Here is a 17,096-nt window from a genome sequence, read left to right on the forward strand (position 1 = left end):
CTCAATTGCAGTATGTGTCCCGACTAGAACGGGATATCGTCGTCGGTGATCTGGGTTCCGGCGTAGTCGTCGCTGCTGTTGCGCTGGTCGAAGCTGGCCGTGTTGCTGTTACTGCGCTGGCTGTAGCCGCCTGGGGAGCTGCTGCCGCCTTCTTCGCCGCGGCCCGAGAGCAGACTGAGGTCAGCGACCACGATTTCAGTCCGATAGACCTTCTTGCCGCTGTCTTTGTCGTCCCAGCTACGGGTGGTGAGGCGGCCTTCGACGTAAAGCTTGCCGCCCTTTTTCACGTAGTCGCGAACGATTTCCGCAAGCTTGCCGTAGGCAGTAATGTTGTGCCACTCGGTGCGGTCCTGGAAATTGCCCTGCTGGTCCTTGTAGCGGTCGCTGGTAGCGATGGAGAAGTTGGCGACGGGCTGGCCGCTGGGGAGGGCTTTGATTTCGGGATCTTTGCCGACATTGCCGAGAAGAATAACTTTATTGACGCTCTTAGCCATGAGAATGCTCCGTTTGTATTGGTGGAAAGAATAGCAGACAGTGAGTGGTTACGTGTGCTGCCGGGTGATCAGGATTTTCGGTCCAGGTTCCGATTCCGGAACCATTTCGCCACGCCGAGCAAAGTCAGCATCAGGCCGAAGGGCAGGCACATGGCCGCGATGATCAGCGCCAGCCATCCCGGGTTGGAGTGTGCGCCCTCCACGCTGACGCCGCCGAAGACGATCATCAGCAGCCCAAACGAGATAACCCCTGCCGCGAGAATCAGTGAGCCGCCTTTGAGCAGCTGGGTGGTTCCGTCATCCGAATTGCGTTGTGGCTTGAGGTCGTTCCGTAATGGCATGTCCGGTTATCCCAGCGCCATGTGGAGCATCACGTACGTGATGACACCGGTAATCGAGACATAGAGCCAGATGGGGAAGGTCCAGCGGGCGACTTTGCGATGGATCGCGATGCGGCCGGTCAGAGACAGGAAAAAGGTGATCAGGACCAGCGGCAGGGCGATGATGGCCAAGATGATATGGCTGCTGAGGAGCAGGAGATACGGGGTCCGGAATGCGGCGTGAAGCGGATAACGGACGTCTCCGTGCAAAGCATGATGCGCGATATAGCTGAGCAGGAAGAGCGTTGAAAACCCGAAGGCCGTGAACATGGCGTTGCGGTGGGCGTTGATGCGGTGAGCGCGGATAAATGTATAGCCGATCAGGAGAGCCGTGGCGGCCAGACCGTTCAGCAAAGCGTTCAGCGCGGGCAGGAAGGTAAAACGGGTGCCTGCCGAGTCAGCCGCCGGATGCAGGTAGATCAGCCACAGCAGGAAGAGCGACGCGGCAACGCTGATGCCCAGAATGGCAACGATGGCGGATCGCGGGCTGGCGTTCGATGGTAGAACTCGATTTTGTGTCGTCATGGCGTCAGGACTCTTACGGTTTATTTCACAGTAGCGGCAAGCATAAGACCGGTCAGCAGCAGAGGCAGATAGATGACACTGACCTTGAGCAAATCCCGGGCGAACATGCGGCTCTGGGTTTCGCTGGTGGCCTTGAGGATGCGTCCAAAGCGAATGGTGTAGCCGAGATAGGCAAGGCCGAGAACGGAAGCGAGGATCGCGTAGGGAAGTCCCGCCATGTGCAGCCAATACGGGGCAAGCGATACCGGGATCATCAGAACCGCGTAAACCAGCGCTTCAATCACAGTAGACATGCCGTCTGGCTGGACCACGGGGAGCATCTTGATGCCGGCCCGGGCGTAGTCATGGCGGTAGAGCCAGGCGATGGCCATGAAGTGCGGAAACTGCCAGACGAAGAGGATCGCGAAGAGCGCAACCCCCGGCCATTCGATCTGCCCGCGTGCGGCAGTCCACCCGAGCAACGGGCCGGCTGCGCCGGGGAACGCCCCCAAAAACGTTGCAAGCGTGGTGACGCGCTTGAGCGGCGTGTAAATGGCGACATAGCTGAAGACCGTGAGCAGAGCCAGGCCGCTTGTGAGCAGGTTGGTGAAGTGCTGGAGGAAGTAGCCGCCCAGAACGACCGCGCCCAGGCCGAGAAAAATCCCCTGAAAGAGCGATATTCGTCCGGTCGCCATCGGGCGATTGGCGGTGCGGATCATCTTCGCATCCGACTTGCGTTCGAGCGCCTCGTTGAGAGCGCTGGCTCCGGCGGAGACGAGTGCGACCCCGACCAGCGTGCCAAGCAGACCGCTCTGGACGCTTGAAATCCCGGAGTCGAGCGAACCGAGGTAGAAGCCGGCCCATGTGGTTACGAGGACCATGGCCGTCACTTTGAATTTGAAGAGTTCGCGGAGGTCGCCGATGAGCGTAGCTGTCGCACCCGGAGCGGGATGCAGAGAGGCGGCATAATCCGTGTGCTCAGCCGCTGGCATGGCGATGCTGGTTTTGGCCGGGGCTGAGGGTACGATCGACATCGGGTTTAGCTGCTACCTCGCGAAGAGCGATGCGGCGGGGGCGCTTTCGCGCGAGGTGCCCCGGAACGATTCACCCTTGGTGCTCTTCTGATCATAGCAAGGGTTGAGTTGGGAAATTTCAGAGTGCGGTTTTCGGATTGATGCGAAGCACTTCGAGCACGGCGTCTACTGCGGTTTCCGGGGACAGAGAATCGACCGGAATAGAGTGATGCGCTTCTCGATAGAGCGGAAGCCGCCGCAAGTAACGGGATTCGAGCGCGGCACGGTCAGACAGCGCCTGGGCAAGGACAGGGCGGGTGGATTCCGTGCCCTGGCAGCGGCTCAGGGCGGTTTCGAGCGTTGCTTCAAGGTGAATCAGGCAGGTCCCGGGGCTATTGCGAAGAAGGTTTCGCGAGCGCTCATCCTCGATCGCTCCGCCTCCGAGAGCCAGAACAAGGTGATCTGCGGCAGCCAGACGGCGAATCGTTTGGTGTTCAAGCTCGCGAAACCAGGGTTCGCCGTGCTTGGAAAAAATCTCGGCGATGGTTGCCCCCGCAGTGGCTTGGATGGCATCATCGGCGTCGATGAAATTCCAACTGAGACGTTGGGAGAGGAGCTTTCCGACGGTACTCTTGCCGGCTCCCATGAATCCAGTAAGGGCAATTCTTTGCACTTTCTTTGTCCCCAATTGCGAAAGTGCGGAATCCGGAGGGGCCGGATTCCGCACTGATGCTTCGTTCACATACTCTGACATAGGGCTGTCAGGCATAGCCTTCTTCCGCTGCCTGGTCAGTCATTTGAGCGCTATTTTTGATAGCGGACTGGATTTTCTCCCAAAGATCCTCGCGTGGTTCCTCTTCGATGGGCATGAGCTGTTTGGCGGCCTCAGCTATGTACTCGAGGTCGCGGACAAGGGCACGGCACCGTTCGCAGGTCAGCATGTGAGGCTGGGTCTGCAAGTCTTCCCCCGCCCCGATGCGTGCCGGCATTTGGGCCTGAAACTCGGCGCATTCCTGGTCGATCGCCTGCTCTGCAGAACCGCCATATTGAACTGCCGCGAGTTCCGCTTCCAGGCGGGATTCGACCACCGGATCAGCCGGCTTAAGCGTATTGAATTCTGTCATTTGGCCATCTCCTCATCCGCAGGGGCTCTTAATGCCTCCCGCAACTTCATTCGGGCCTTGTGCAGTTGGGATTTCGAGTTGCCAATAGAACAATCGAGCAAGGTTGCGATTTCGTTGTGTTCGTACCCTTCGATATCGTGCAAAACAAAAATCAGCCGATATCCTGCGGGTAGGTCCTCCACGGCCTTCTCCAGTGTCATGCGATCGATAGACCCAGTGAGGCGCAAATCCGGAGCTCCAAAACTACGCATCGGACCGTACTCGGGTGAAGGATCGAGCGCTTCATCCAGAGAGATTAGATTCAATCCCTTCTTGCGTAGATGCATGAGGACCACATTGATTGTGAGCCGATGCAGCCACGTCGAGAACGCTGAATCCCCCCGGAAGGTAGCAATTTTTCGATGCAGCTGCAGGAACGACTCTTGTGTGAGGTCCTCTGCTTCGGCGACATTTCCCAACATGCGAAGGCAGAGGGAATAGACGCGCCGCTTGTGAAGTGAATACAGCTGGGCGAAGGCGGTATGATCCCCGGCCTGCGCGCGAGCAAGGATATCGGCGTCTGGCGCCAACGGTAGCGGTGGTGCAGCAGTCGCGGCGACGGCTTTGTCGGCGACTGCGGATTCGGTCAGGCCGGGCTCCATGGACTGCTCCCTTTGAGTACTTTGTGTTGCGCTTGCGACTGCCCTCAGACCCGCGTTCCTCCTAAGAAGAACCGGAGAAGAATGCATCCGAACGACAGCTTTCTCTGATTGTGACTTCACGCAAATCGGCTGATCTTCGAGCCCAAAACCGATTGCGTTGGTCAAACTTTAACAGCTGGGCCCTATACAGCGATTGTTGCCATGCGGAGAGGTGGTTCTGTCTAAATTCAACAAAAGCAACGACCTCCGGCTTGCATGGAGCAAAAACAATCCTGCCCGTTTTCCGCATCTACCAGCATCCGAGAGACACCGGCCGGGCAAACGCGGAATGATCCGCAGGAACTGCTCCTGCTTATTAGTATAAGGAGCAGAGGCGGTGTGCAACATCTGCCCGTTCGCACAGCCCTCCATGGAGCACCGCAAGGATCTCTCAACTGGTCCGGAACGATCAGCGCACATGCAGGTTTGGTTGTTATGATTGGCACGATTTGCCTGATTGTTGAGGCATTTTGCAGGTCTTTTCGAAAATCGCCAGCCGACCGGTTTTGCGATCGGGAATTTCAACGCAGCAAAGGGCGGGGAGTCATTCAAGATATGCCGACAGCGAAGAGCGAAGCCCTTGGGCGAATGTGTATCTTTCGCTCCTCTTTGCTGTTTTCCGCAATTGTGATGGGTGTCATTCTCGGACTTCTCCCCATGCGGCTGATGGCCGGCGTATCGGGTCAGGTCGAGGGTGCTGGAAATACGGATAATCCGTCCACTGCGCCGCAAACCAGCAGCGTCGGAGCTGCAGCCGCAGCGCAGTTCGGCCTGGCGAGTGATGAGCGGATGAGAGCCTGGGAGGGTAAGAGGGTCATCCATATTGATTATGCCGGAGTTTTGGCAACCCGGCTCGACCCGTTACCCGCGCAACTCGCGCAGCAGCCCAACACCCCTCTACGCGCCGATCATGTGCGCGAAAGCCTGCGGCGACTCTTCGCTACCGGTCTCTATGACTCCATTGCCGTGGATGGCCGGTTGGAGAGCGACGGTGTCGTGCTGATTTTTCAGGGCAAGCCGCGCGCCTTTATCGGCACCGTAACGGTGATCGGTGCCACCGGGTCAAACGCGAACGCGCTTTTGGTGCGAACCAGCCGGCTGACTCCCGGCACACGATTCACAGCGGCCAGCCTGACGCAGGCGGAGGCCGCGATGCGCAAGTCGTTGGCCGAGAACGGGTTCCATGAGCCGAGCTTCTCCCATACGCTCACGGAGCATCCGGAGGACCAACTCGTGGACATAGCCTACAAGGTTTCCTCAGGGCCACAGGCGCGGGGGGGAAATGTTGAGGTGGCGGGCGAAAGCGGCTTCTCTGAGAAAGATTTCCGGCATTACTCCAAGCTGAAGGCCGGGCGCAAGGTAAACCAGAATACGACCGGCGACGCACTGGATGGGATCGTAAAGCGATACCGCAAGCAAGAGCGTCTGGAGGCGGACGTCAAGCTGGAGGCGCAGGCGTATGTCCCGCCGCAGAAGACGGTCGACTATCAGTTTTCGGCCAGTCGCGGGCCCATCGTGCATGTGCTCGTCGACGGCGTAAACCTGAGCCAGAGCCGGGTGAAAAAGCTGGTTCCCGTTTACGAAGAAGGAACGGTGGATGAAGATCTGCTGAACGAAGGAAACCGGCACCTGCAGAATTACTATCAGCGCCTCGGCTACTTCGACGCAAAAGTGCAGCACGAGCAGAAACCGCCAACGAAAGACCTGGTCGAGATCATTTTTCATGTGCAGCGAGGAGCGCGCCATCGTGTAGGCAAGGTGTCGATCGAGGGGGCAAAGTATTTCGATCTTCCGACGCTCGAAGAGCGGTTAAGCGTCCAGTCTCGCAATGCCTTTGACCGGCAGGGAATCTACAACCAGTCGCTGGTGTCGGCCGACGTGGGATCCCTTCAGGCGATCTACCAGAACAACGGTTTCTCGCAGATCAAGATCACGCCCGAGATCCAGGACGGCGACAACGGCGGGCAGACACCGGTTGCGGGGAAGTTCGTCGTGCTCAACGTGATTTACCACGTGGACGAAGGGTTCCAGCAGCGGGTGCATTCGGTGCAGTTGGACGGTGCGGAGAAGTTGCCGACCGAGCCTCTCGCGGCGATGCTGAATACGGCAGCGGGCCAGCCGCTATCGCCGGAGAGTCTTGGCGGCGATCGGGATACGCTGCTGACCTACTACCTCAGCAAAGGCTTCGACCAGGCCCGCGTGGAACTGACGCAGTCACAGGAGCCAAATGACCCTTCGCAGGTGAATATCACCTTCCATATACGCGAGGGCGAGCAGGTATTCGTGCGCCGCATCCTGATCAGCGGCCTGCACTACACGCGGCAGAATACGGTAGCGCGGGGCATCACCATCAAGGAGGGCGATCCGCTGAACCAGACCGCGCTCCTTGATACGCAGCGCAACCTCTACAACCTCGCGATCTTCAACGAGGTAAATCCAGTGATCCAGAACCCAACCGGAGAAGAGCCGCGCAAAACAGTGCTGCTGCAAACCACCGAAGCGCGCCGTTGGGACCTCAGTTACGGCCTCGGCTTCGAGGTACAGACCGGCACAGTCAACGGCTCGACGGTGAACAATCCAAACGGCACGACCGGCGCAAGTCCTCGCGTTCTTTTCGACGTCAGCCGGATCAATCTCTTCGGGCGTGAGCAGTCTGCTTCTCTAAGGGGCACCTACGGCCTGCTTGAGCAGCGGATCAACCTGATCTATCAGTACCCGCACATTCATGGCAGTAAGAACTTCGGTATCAGTGTCTCGGGCGGATATAACAACAGCCAGGACGTGACTACCTACGCCGCTTCAAAACTCGAAGCAAGTGTTCGTCTTACCGAGCACTTCAACGGCGAAAACCAGCTCTTGAGTAAGGCGAACACCTTCATCTATCAATTCATCTTCCGTCGTGTAAAGGTCGACGCAAGCAGTATCCAGGTGCCCGTCGATGAGATTCCTCTGCTGTCGCAGGCGGTCCGCGTGGGCGGCCCGAGCTTTACGTGGCTGCGAGACACACGCGATACGCCGCTGGATGCGCATCGTGGAACCTATACAAGTTTTCAGGAATTCGTTTCCGCAGGCACCTTCGGCTCGGAGGCGGATTTCAACCAGCTCGACGTCACCAATTCAAGCTATTACAGGATCGACAAGGGCCGCATCGTCGTAGCGCGGAATACCCGCTACGGCCAGGAGCGGGCCTTCGGGTCGGATTCGCAGGAACTGATCCCGCTGCCGGAGCGCCTCTATGGTGGCGGCGGAACATCCCATCGCGGCTTCGGAATCAACTCGGCTGGCCCGCGCGATCCGCAAACGGGCTTTCCCATCGGAGGTGCCGGGGCATTCATCAATACTTCAGAGCTCCGGTTGCCCCCGCCGACCCTGCCATACGTGGGCAAGAGCATCAGTTTTGTGCCTTTTCATGACATGGGCAACATCTTCACGAATGCCTCGGATATCTGGCCAAGCTTCCTGCGGTTCCGGCAACAGAACCGCGAGGGTTGCCGCAATCTGACGCCGGGCAATCCCACCGGCCCGCAGACCTCGACCGGCCAGCAGGGAACTTGTACCTTCAACTACTTCTCGCATGCGGTGGGACTTGGCTTGCGGTACGGAACGCCGGTAGGGCCGATTCGCGTGGACTTCAGTTACAACCTGAATCCACCGATCTACCCGGTCACCTATGATGCAGTCAACAAGGTCAACCTCGTGAAGCCCTATGTGGGCGAGGGCGCACACTTCAACTTCTTCTTCAGTCTGGGGCAGAGCTTCTGATGCGACCGTGGTCCCACATTCCGAAGATTGCCGCGGTTCTCCAGTGCTGGGCGATGGCGGCTGTATGTCTTTTGCCCGCAGCTGCCCAGGAGGCTGGAACGACAGAGCAATTGGACCGGGTGGTCGCCGTGGTGAATAACCAGGTGATCCTGGCCAGCGATCTGGAACTGGAGATTCACCTTTTCCGGCTTCTGCCCATCAACGACCAGCGAGACTCTTCGCCTCCGAAAGCGTTGGAGCGGCTCACGACGCGGGCACTGATCGAACAGCAGATTTTGCTGGAGGATCCAAATGGTCTGGAAGTGACTCCGGAGGCATTGGAGACGAGCCTTACCGAACTCAAGCAGAATCTACCCGGATGCAAGCGGCGGGACTGCTCCTCAGCTGTTGGCTGGGCAGCCTATCTTGCGACACTGGGTCTGACCCCCGACCGCGTGGCCACTTACTGGGCGAACCGCATTGCTGTCCTCAGATTTATTGAGCAGCGCTTCCGCAGCGGTATCCACATAGCTCCCGAGGAGATTCAGAAGTACTACACGGAAACGCTGTTGCCGCAATATACCCACCCGGATGACGCTCCGCCACTGGCGCGAATTTCGCCGCGCATCCAGGAAATCCTGCTCCAACAGCAGGTTACCGCTCTCTTTAACGACTGGCTGAAAAGCCTCAAGGACCAGGGCCAGGTGGAGATTTTGGATTCTTCGCTTGCCCTTCCCGCCGACACTGTCGATAAGCCCAACACCTCGACACCAGCCACTCCAACCGGCAACGAGACTGCCAAGCCTGCGGTGAAGCCTTCCGGGAAGGGAGGTGCATTGTGACCACGCCCGACGATCTGCCAGACCAGGAATCGAACCCTGCACCAGTTTCGGAAACAATCTCCGATCCTGTCGCCACTCCCCGCAAGTCCCGGTGGATGCAGCGCACGGTCTGGACCTTCGGAATATCCGCTCTCTTGCTGGTTGCGCTGGTGGTTGGGTTTTACTACGTCGCCAGCTCGGCTGCATTTGAGAACGAAGTGCGCACCCGCGTGATCACCGCCCTCGAAAACGCGACCGGCGGCAAGGTGGAGATAGGCGCATTTCGCTGGGATCTGCTGCATCTGCGCGTGGAGGCCGACGGGATCACGATTCATGGGCTGGAAGCCGCAAACGAGGCTCCCTACGCCCATGTCGACAAGCTGCGGCTGCAAATTTCGATTCTGAATCTCTTCACCATCGGTCAGCCGACGCACGTGATTCTCCGCGAGGCCGAAATCGTACGGCCTCAATTTCATCTCATCGTGTACTCCGACGGAACAACCAATCAGCCTCATCCGAAGAAGGTGACCAAATCCAGCAAGCCGGTCATCGACACGCTCTTCGATGTGCAGATTGGCCAGCTCTATGTCGAGAACGGAACCGCGCATATCGCCAACTATGTGGTCCCGCTCGATCTGCAGGCAAAGGATACCGATCTCAAGCTCAACTGGGTTCCGGGACCAGCAGGAAATCCAACAGGAAACCCAATTGGAAATAAGGACGACAGCTACCGGATCCTGATCGGCCTCGGCGAGCTGAGCTTTTCCCAGGGCACATTCAATCCGGTTAAGAGCCGTCTGGACGCATCGGTGGAACTCCTGCGCGATGGCGCAAGGCTGGATTCGCTGAGACTCGCAGCCATGGATCACACGTTGCAAGTGCACGGTAAAGTTGACAGCTTCGCGCATCCGGTCTGGTGGGGACAGGCCAGTGGGCAGGTAGATTTGCGAATTCTGGGGCCGCTAGCCGGCTTTGTGAACACGCGTAGCGGCGTGGTCAACTTGAACGCAACGGCCAGCGGCAAGGGAGCTGATTTTCTGACCGCCGGCGACTTCTCCTCCGACGGCGTGCACTATCAGGACACGGTGGTCGATGCGCAGACGCGGGCCTTCTCGGCGAAATTCCGCGCGGATACAAAGAAGTTACTGGTCTCAGGTATCCATGTACACATGGCACAGGGCGGGGATATCGATGGCGAGTTTCAGTATGACAACTGGTTAGACAGCACGCCCAAGCCTGCGGTCCAGCGTCAATTACGCAGCGAGCACAAGACATGGCCTGTGCCTACCGGGGTTGTTCGTACCAAGTTGTCGGGCATCTCGCTGGATACAGTCTTGACGGTGCTCGCCGCGCCCGAATACCGGCATCTCGGCTTCGATACGCTGGTTTCCGGCCCCGCAACAGCGGAATGGACCGGGCTCGCCGACGATCTGGCCATTGGCGGCCAACTCGGCTTCTCGCCTTCAAAGGTGACGCCTGCCGGAGAAATTCCACTGACCGGCTCGGCGGACGCTACGTATCATGTCGATTCCGGTTCGGTAAAGGTACGCACTCTCGACGTCCGGCTGCCGCACAGTTCAATCGAGGGCAAAGGATCGCTGGGTGTCCACCCGGTCGACCGCGCCTCGGAGATGGATCTCGATTTCAAGTCCAACGATCTTTCCGAGTTCGACGGAGTACTGCGCACCCTCGATCTGAAGCAAGGCAGCCGGAAGGGCGCAGCCGCTCTACCGGTGATGCTGAAGGGCGAGGCTGAGTTCCACGGGCAGCTGAACAGCTCCTGGCTCACCCCGCGCGTCGAGGGACAACTGAGCGCGACGAATATCGGTATCGAGGTGCCGGCGACAACGCCGGGCACTTCCGCTCCGTCCGCAACGCCCGCAGCGGACACACCCTTGCAATTCGTGCACTTTGACTCCATCGATCTCGACGCTCTTTATAGCCCAGCGTTGATCGTCGTGCATCATGGCGTTTTGAAGCGCGGGTCGGCAACGGTGACCATGGAAGGGCATTTGGACGCCGACGACCCGACCTACAATCTAAGCAAGACCGAGCCGGAGTTCGATGCAAGTTCCGCGACAAGCCTGCGCGCCACGGTGCAGCAATACCCTCTGGAAGAGTTGCTGCCTCTCGCTGGAATATCGGTACCGGTCAAGGGCATGCTCAACGCCCAGGTGGATATTCGCGGCCAACTGAAATCGCTCTCAGGCTCTGGCAGTGTGGACGTGGCTAAAGCCGTGGTCTACGGCGAGACAGTAGAGCACTTCCATGCAACGGGTGCCGTCAACGGCCAGACGCTTACGATTTCGAGTCTGTCCGCCCAGCAGCCCGCGGAGGGCAAAGGCGCGGCGAATGGTCAACTGATGGCAACAGGAAGCTATGACCTCGAAAAGAAGAGTTTCCGCATCGATGCGCGTGGATCGGCCATCGACCTCGGAAGCATTCAGCAGGTAAAGCAGGCTGGCCTTGGCGTGACCGGCAAGCTTGGTTTTACCGCAATCGGGAACGGCACCCTCAAGGATCCGCATGTGCAGGCCAAGGCGACCTTCAGTGGGATGATGCTCGGCGGCGAGCCGGTATCGGATCTGGTGGTATCAGCAACCACCGCGCAGCAGGCAGTGACCTACGATCTGAGTTCCAAGCAGCCGGCAGGCGAATTCTCGGCGCACGGCGTAACCAGATTCGACACCGACTACACAACGCAGGCCAGCCTGCAATTCGCCAAGTTCGACGTCGGCGCAATGCTCAAGCTGCTGAAAGTTACAGGCATCAACGGGCAGTCGGATCTTGAGGGCACGGCTAAGGTCTCCGGTCCTCTGGCGCATCCGGAAAAGCTCTCTGGAGACGCGACCCTGAAAGAGCTGGCCGTCAGCGTGGAAAGCGTCCATCTGCAGAGCAAGGGCGCAGTCCACGCCAGCCTGACAAACGGCATTGTGCGGCTTGACCCTCTGGAAATTACCGGCGAAGACACTGACCTGAAGTTGAACGGTACTCTGGCGGTGACGGGCAAGCAGCAGCTCGATCTGCAGGCCAGCGGCTCCGTCAATCTGCGCCTGGCCGAGTCGCTGGACCCCGACCTGATCGCCTCCGGCGTAACCAGCTTCCAGATGGAAGCCCATGGTCCGATGTCGGCGCCCATTCTGCAAGGGAAGGTCGAGTTCCAGAACGCAGCCGTTGCCTTGCAGGACTTCCCCAACGGCCTGAGCCAGATCAAGGGGACTCTTGAGTTCATCCAGAACCGGCTGGAAGTGCGCTCGCTCACAGCCATGAGCGGCGGTGGCCAGTTGAGCGTAGCCGGCTATCTCGGCTTCCAGAAGGGTCTGTACGCCGACCTGACAGCAACAGGCAAAGCGATCCGAATCCGCTATCCACAGGGCATCAGTTCGCTGGCGGACGCTTCGCTGCGTCTACAGGGACCGCAGAATAATCTGCGTCTGAGCGGCAATGTACTGGTGACGCGCTTCGCCATCAACGCCGACCTGGACCTGTCGGCGTTCGCCGGATCAACCGGCGGCGTTCAGTCGATCGTTTCGCCGGATGCACCTTCGAATCATCTCTCGCTTGATATTCACCTGACATCCGCGCCGCAGTTGAACTTCCAGAACGCGCTGGCCAAGCTGGCCGGAGATGTGGACCTGCATGTTCGCGGCACGTTGGCCTCGCCTTCGGTTCTCGGCAAGATCTCGCTCACCGAGGGCAGCGCAACCTTCGGCGGCACCAAGTACGAGTTGCAACGCGGCGACATCGTCTTCAGCAACCCGGTGCGCATTCAGCCCAACATCGATCTTGACGCGACGGCGCGCGTGGAGGACTACGATATTACTCTGGGCCTGCACGGCACCACCGACAAGTACAACCTGACCTATCGCTCCGAACCGCCACTGCCTGAGGCAGACGTAATCGCGCTGCTGGCCCTCGGGCGTACGCAGGACGAGCAGCGGGCCTACTCCCAGCAACAGCAGCAGGCCGGCGACAACCCGATGACGGACGCGCTGCTTGGCGGCGCGCTCAACGCGACAGTTTCGAACCGTGTGCAGCGCCTCTTCGGCACGGGAGCGATCAAAGTTGACCCCAACTTCATCGGCTCGCTGGGTAACTCAACTGCTCGCGTCACCGTCGTCGAACAGATCGGCAAGAATCTTACCTTCACCTATGCCAGCAATGTAAATACCACCACCCAGCAGCTTATCCAGGCCGAGATCGCCATTAACCGCCATGTTTCTCTGCTCGTTACACAGGACGAGTCGGGTATCTTCTCAGTCGTCGTCAAGGCTCGCAGGCGTTACAAATAGTTGAATTCAGTTCATTTTTATACAGCTTTCAGCAGCCTGTTCTAAATTGCGTAACTTTTGCTATACCCCTGTGTCTATAGTTGCAGAACGGTTGATGTAGCAGGCCTGGAACCAATCCGGAATCGATCCGGAGTTCATGAAGAGGTCAGCCATCGCCGATCCCACATCCCAGGAGGATGTACGTATGATTCCCACTCGTATTACTGGCAGTCTAGCCTTGGCCGGTTTTGTCGTTGGGGCCCTCCTCAGCCTTCCCCAGGTGTCTTATGCCACCCTCCGCTCGGGCGGCACGATTGCAATCATGGAAGATGAGAGTTCGGCCGCGGCAGCCATCACAGCTAAGCTCAACAACAAGAACTTCAAAGACGTGAAGGTAGCGGTCAGCAACGGCGTGGCCACCCTGTCCGGCACAGTCGACCTGTACGAGTACAAGGCGCAGGCAGACCAGAAGGCCCACAAGGTCAAGGGCATCACGGCAGTTCGCAACGAAATCCAGGTTGCCGGTCCGCAGGTTTCGGACCAGGAGTTGAAGGATAAGTTGCTCGAAAAGCTGCAGTATGACCGCGTAGGCTACGGCAATGCCTTCAACGCTATCTCTCTGGGTGTCCAGAATGGCGTCGTAACTCTAGGCGGACATGCCCGGACGGAAGTAGATCGTGATTCCGCGATCGCCCTGGTCAGCACGTATCCTGGCGTCAAGGACGTGGTCGAGGAAGTTCAGGTGGACCCCGTCTCCATCATGGACGACCGGATTCGGCTCCAGGTAGCACGCGCTGTCTACGGCTATCCGTCGCTGCAGAAGTACGCGATTGACCCGGCGAAGAGCATCCGCATCTCGGTGCAGAACGGTAATGTCGAACTGTACGGCGTGGTGGACAACAAGTCGGATAGCGACGTAGCTTACCTGCGCGCCAACGGCGTCCCGGGAGTCTTCAGCGTGAAGAACTACCTGCAGGTCGCCAACCAGCCGACCGAGAAGCCCAAGAGCAATTAAGGCTTGGTTGCTTCAACCAGACCCTCCCCTAGCAACCCCGGCCCGAATCTCCTGATTCGGGCCTGTTTGTGTCTGGTCGGCGAATTGTCGTCCATTTTGAGCGATTCACACATTTGTAATATACGCAGCGCGCTCAGTTGCTTACACTTATCGAGCCATGTCCCTTGATGCTCCTCTCTCCATCGAACGCAAAGACGGCACTGTTGCCGGAACTCGCATCCTGACCCTCAACGGCCCCATAACCATGCGCAATCTCTTTCATTTTCAGGATGAGTTGCGCGCCGGCGAGCCTCCGCAGAAGGTCATCCTCGACCTGAGCGGCGTGCCTTACATGGACTCAACCGGCATGGGCGCGGTGATCAACTACTTCGTCTATTGCCAACGGCATAATATCCGCATGGTCGCCGCCGGCGTCAGCCCGCGCGTCATGGAGCTCTTCAAGATGACCAAGGTCGATTCCGTCATCCCTCTCTCGTCTTCGGTCGAAGAAGCAGACAAGGCCTGAGCAAGAGCGCCCCATCCGCTGCCGCGAATGGGGTGCTCCATTCCTGCCGGTATTCAGGTAGCTTAGAACTTGCCCAGCTTCACACGAACCACTTCCGGCTTCTGGTGAAAGCTGAGCCCACGATCGGTTTCGTCCCCATTCCACAGCCGCACCGGCTTCCACACTCCGTTCTCGTAGGATCCCTCTTCTGCGGACAGAATCTCGCTGCGCATCCACGGCAGCTTACCCGGCAGATGGAAGCTGATGCTCGCATCCACGCCCGTCACGACAAATTCATCCGGCCCGATCTGTGCGACGATAGCCGCGCCATGTGCGTCTTTCGTACCTGGGGGACGGCGTCCGTCATTCTGCGGGTACCCGAAGGACACGGTCGCTTGCCACGGCCCAAAGTCCAGTTCCTGCTGGGCTGCCCCCGGCTCCTCCACGGCAGTCTTGAGCTTGCCATCGAAGTTCCACTGCGCAATCTCTCGGCTCATGGGGCCGACCAACGCAAAATTGTTCGAGTGAGCCTTCCAGGGATCGTCGCCAGTAATGTTCCATCCCGTCTCATCCACGCCAAAGGGCGAAAAGCCAATGGCCCCGTCACCCAGCGCATAAAAGAAGTACTTGCCAAAGCTGTCGCCACGGCCAGTTTCAGGAATCCAGAGCGGATTGTCGGGACGATGGTAAGTGTGAATCAGCTCGCGATAAAAGCCTGAATCATCGCTGTAAATGTCGGGTCCGATCAGATCGATCGACGGCACAAGAGTCCGCCATAGCCCAACAAACTTCTGCACCGCGCCGCCGCTCGGATACTGAATTCCCGGGATCGCCACCTGCCGCTGAGGAAGCTCGGCGGCAGGGTAGCTGACCCACACGTTGATGTAGAAGGGAATTGTGAGCTCCGTCTTTCCGGCAGCTGCGATTTCATTGATGTACTTGGCCTGGTGATAAGCCTGAAATGTCTCGTCGGCTTCGCTCCCGAATACCTGGCTCCAGTTGCCGGCCTGCTTATGCGTTGCGGCAAGAAGGTCCGCAGGAACAGGGCCGTCGAACTCGCGGTTGGAGTCGGCGGAGAAGTCGCGCACGCTTCCCACGCCGCCCGACTCGTTCTCCACCTGAATCATGATCACGGTGTGCTTGTCTCCGTCGATCTGCTTCAGATGCCTGGTAAGCGCGACAAAGGCGGCCTTATCCGCAGCCAGCGTATTGCGCGAGCCGGGACCGCTGGCCGAAAAGACGTCGATGGGTTCGCCATCCGGGCGGATCATGCGTGGGAAACGCTTCGTATCTGCTTTCACCCATTGCGGTGCATAGTGATTGTTACCGTTTTTCCAGGTGCCAAACCAGAGCAGGATGACGCGCAAATCATGAGCGCGGGCGCCTTCTACGATCTGATCCACATTGCTGAAATCAAAATGGCCAGGTTGCGCTTCGATCTGCTCCCAATACACGGGGGCCTCGACGGTGTTCGCATGCAGCGCTGCCATCGACTTCCATACCTGCGGCAATTCACTGGGCCAGCCGCTTGAATTATGGATCTGGCCGCCAAGGATCAGGAATGGCTTGCCATCCACCAGAAGCGCAAAGTGACCATCCTTCTGAGGGGAAGACACAATACGCGGCGCTTCGGCGGCACGGGCAGACACCAGCGAAGCACACGAAAGCAACAAGGCAGTGACAAATCGGCAAAAAGCAGAACGCAACATGAAAAGTCCCCCGCAAGCAATGTAACCGTATACATCGCTTTGCGCAATACGCGATTTTTCGCCAATCCTTAACGTTCGCCGCTGGAGGAAAAAATCTGTTTCAATCGCGCCATCGTGGATTGTTCCATTCTGCTCAGGTTAAGGCGCCGTTAGGGAATCTGACAGCTACCTTTAGGCATCTCAGCTTAAGGAACAACTGACTATTTCAATTTCAATGTCCTAAAGGATTGAACCCATGCCTCCACCGAAAAAAGCTGCAAAAAAGGCAGCCAAAAAATCCGCGAAACACTCTGATCACAAGCACCACGCAGGTCATCACGAAGCCAATGATTTACGTCGCGCCTACGAGCATCTGGGCCGGGTCGAAGTGCTGGAGCGCACACTGCCGGACGCATTCGGTGAAGCGGTGCGCATGCTCGTCCGCCTGGCGCAGGAAGAAATCAACGCCGGTTACGGCAAGGATGCAGCCGACCTGCTGCGTGGCGCAGAGCACCTCAGTTTTGCTGCGCTCGCTGGCGAAGACGCCAAGAGCCAACAGCTTGCCAAACCGCTCCCCGACGCCATCGCGGACAAGTACGAAGAATTGAATCGTCGCGCCGATGAGCATTGGAACTATGAAGACACCCGTCCCGAAGCGCTGACAGTGATCTATCAAAGCGCGCGCAAAGGCGCGGTCAAGGCCTACAAGAGTGGCCATTTCTACAAATCCCTGGAGTTCGCCAGGGCCGCTGAAGCTCTGGCGCATGTAAAGAACCACGGACCTCTTAAATTGACAGGCGGAAGTGAGAAACCTCAGTTGAAGCTTGCGGTTTAGCTGCAATTACTGGTCGACCTGTTGACTTGATCTCATAGAGGCTTAG

The 17,096-nt window shown here is 58.4% G+C and carries 14 protein-coding genes; 6 read left to right on the forward strand and 8 right to left on the reverse strand.

The features are described from left to right. Positions 1–23: 23 nt before the first annotated feature. The 7 genes from AC5S27_RS09140 to AC5S27_RS09170 all read right to left on the reverse strand — a co-directional run bounded on the left by AC5S27_RS09140 (position 24) and on the right by AC5S27_RS09170 (position 4,156). Positions 24–494 carry a single-stranded DNA-binding protein gene (locus AC5S27_RS09140; RefSeq protein ID WP_493934257.1) on the reverse strand — a complete coding sequence of 157 codons (471 nt, stop codon included), beginning with the start codon at positions 492–494 and terminating at the stop codon, positions 24–26. A gap of 68 nt (positions 495–562) precedes the next feature. Continuing rightward, positions 563–835: a hypothetical protein gene (locus AC5S27_RS09145; RefSeq protein ID WP_493934258.1), complete on the reverse strand. Its 273-nt coding sequence runs from the start codon at positions 833–835 to the stop codon at positions 563–565. 6 nt (positions 836–841) lie between these two features. Further along, complete coding sequence (locus AC5S27_RS09150) at positions 842–1,399, reverse strand: DUF420 domain-containing protein (protein WP_493934259.1); 558 nt, start codon at positions 1,397–1,399, stop codon at positions 842–844. A 20-nt stretch (positions 1,400–1,419) separates the two neighbouring features. Next, on the reverse strand, positions 1,420–2,412 hold the full coding sequence (cyoE, locus tag AC5S27_RS09155) for a heme o synthase (protein ID WP_493934260.1): 993 nt from the start codon (positions 2,410–2,412) through the stop codon (positions 1,420–1,422). 118 nt (positions 2,413–2,530) lie between these two features. Continuing rightward, on the reverse strand, positions 2,531–3,064 hold the full coding sequence (locus tag AC5S27_RS09160) for a shikimate kinase (protein WP_493934261.1): 534 nt from the start codon (positions 3,062–3,064) through the stop codon (positions 2,531–2,533). Positions 3,065–3,152: 88 nt separating this feature from the next. Beyond that, positions 3,153–3,515 carry a hypothetical protein gene (locus tag AC5S27_RS09165; RefSeq protein WP_493934262.1) on the reverse strand — a complete coding sequence of 121 codons (363 nt, stop codon included), beginning with the start codon at positions 3,513–3,515 and terminating at the stop codon, positions 3,153–3,155. After that, positions 3,512–4,156: an RNA polymerase sigma factor gene (locus AC5S27_RS09170; protein WP_493934263.1), complete on the reverse strand. Its 645-nt coding sequence runs from the start codon at positions 4,154–4,156 to the stop codon at positions 3,512–3,514. The genes AC5S27_RS09165 and AC5S27_RS09170 overlap by 4 nt, the downstream gene beginning before the upstream one ends. Positions 4,157–4,750: 594 nt before the next feature. Between AC5S27_RS09170 and AC5S27_RS09175 the strand changes: the two genes are divergently transcribed. From AC5S27_RS09175 to AC5S27_RS09195, 5 genes are all read left to right on the forward strand, one after another. After that, positions 4,751–7,957, forward strand: coding sequence for a BamA/OMP85 family outer membrane protein (locus AC5S27_RS09175; protein WP_493934264.1), 3,207 nt, complete (start codon positions 4,751–4,753; stop codon positions 7,955–7,957). Continuing rightward, on the forward strand, positions 7,957–8,778 hold the full coding sequence (locus AC5S27_RS09180; protein WP_493934265.1) for a SurA N-terminal domain-containing protein: 822 nt from the start codon (positions 7,957–7,959) through the stop codon (positions 8,776–8,778). Before AC5S27_RS09175 ends, AC5S27_RS09180 begins: the two co-directional genes overlap by 1 nt. Then, entirely contained in the window at positions 8,775–13,049 is a 4,275-nt protein-coding gene (locus AC5S27_RS09185; protein ID WP_493934266.1) for a translocation/assembly module TamB domain-containing protein, read from the forward strand. The genes AC5S27_RS09180 and AC5S27_RS09185 overlap by 4 nt, the downstream gene beginning before the upstream one ends. A 184-nt stretch (positions 13,050–13,233) precedes the next feature. Beyond that, a complete protein-coding gene (locus AC5S27_RS09190; RefSeq protein WP_493934267.1) occupies positions 13,234–14,043 on the forward strand; it encodes a BON domain-containing protein in 810 nt (269 codons plus the stop codon). 157 nt (positions 14,044–14,200) lie between these two features. Beyond that, on the forward strand, positions 14,201–14,548 hold the full coding sequence (locus AC5S27_RS09195; protein WP_493934268.1) for an STAS domain-containing protein: 348 nt from the start codon (positions 14,201–14,203) through the stop codon (positions 14,546–14,548). 62 nt (positions 14,549–14,610) lie between these two features. Here AC5S27_RS09195 and AC5S27_RS09200 read toward each other — a convergent pair whose 3' ends face one another. Beyond that, the gene (locus tag AC5S27_RS09200; RefSeq protein WP_493934269.1) at positions 14,611–16,236 is read right to left on the reverse strand and encodes a DUF5597 domain-containing protein; all 1,626 of its coding nucleotides are present in this window, start codon (positions 16,234–16,236) and stop codon (positions 14,611–14,613) included. A gap of 235 nt (positions 16,237–16,471) precedes the next feature. Here AC5S27_RS09200 and AC5S27_RS09205 point away from each other — a divergent pair, with 235 nt between their 5' ends. After that, entirely contained in the window at positions 16,472–17,050 is a 579-nt protein-coding gene (locus AC5S27_RS09205) for a hypothetical protein (RefSeq protein WP_493934270.1), read from the forward strand. Positions 17,051–17,096: the final 46 nt, after the last annotated feature.

The sequence above is a fragment of the Acidicapsa borealis genome (assembly GCF_059115245.1).

Bases quoted from the DNA above. Each gene is read 5' to 3' on its own strand.
- AC5S27_RS09150 (WP_493934259.1), bottom strand. From the start codon at position 1,399: ATGACGACACAAAATCGAGTTCTACCATCGAACGCCAGCCCGCGATCC.
- cyoE (WP_493934260.1), bottom strand. From the start codon at position 2,412: ATGTCGATCGTACCCTCAGCCCCGGCCAAAACCAGCATCGCCATGCCA.
- AC5S27_RS09170 (WP_493934263.1), bottom strand. From the start codon at position 4,156: ATGGAGCCCGGCCTGACCGAATCCGCAGTCGCCGACAAAGCCGTCGCC.
- AC5S27_RS09175 (WP_493934264.1), top strand. From the start codon at position 4,751: ATGCCGACAGCGAAGAGCGAAGCCCTTGGGCGAATGTGTATCTTTCGC.
- AC5S27_RS09190 (WP_493934267.1), top strand. From the start codon at position 13,234: ATGATTCCCACTCGTATTACTGGCAGTCTAGCCTTGGCCGGTTTTGTC.
- AC5S27_RS09205 (WP_493934270.1), top strand. From the start codon at position 16,472: ATGCCTCCACCGAAAAAAGCTGCAAAAAAGGCAGCCAAAAAATCCGCG.
- AC5S27_RS09165 (WP_493934262.1), bottom strand. From the start codon at position 3,515: ATGACAGAATTCAATACGCTTAAGCCGGCTGATCCGGTGGTCGAATCC.
- AC5S27_RS09195 (WP_493934268.1), top strand. From the start codon at position 14,201: ATGTCCCTTGATGCTCCTCTCTCCATCGAACGCAAAGACGGCACTGTT.
- AC5S27_RS09200 (WP_493934269.1), bottom strand. From the start codon at position 16,236: ATGTTGCGTTCTGCTTTTTGCCGATTTGTCACTGCCTTGTTGCTTTCG.
- AC5S27_RS09140 (WP_493934257.1), bottom strand. From the start codon at position 494: ATGGCTAAGAGCGTCAATAAAGTTATTCTTCTCGGCAATGTCGGCAAA.
- AC5S27_RS09145 (WP_493934258.1), bottom strand. From the start codon at position 835: ATGCCATTACGGAACGACCTCAAGCCACAACGCAATTCGGATGACGGA.
- AC5S27_RS09180 (WP_493934265.1), top strand. From the start codon at position 7,957: ATGCGACCGTGGTCCCACATTCCGAAGATTGCCGCGGTTCTCCAGTGC.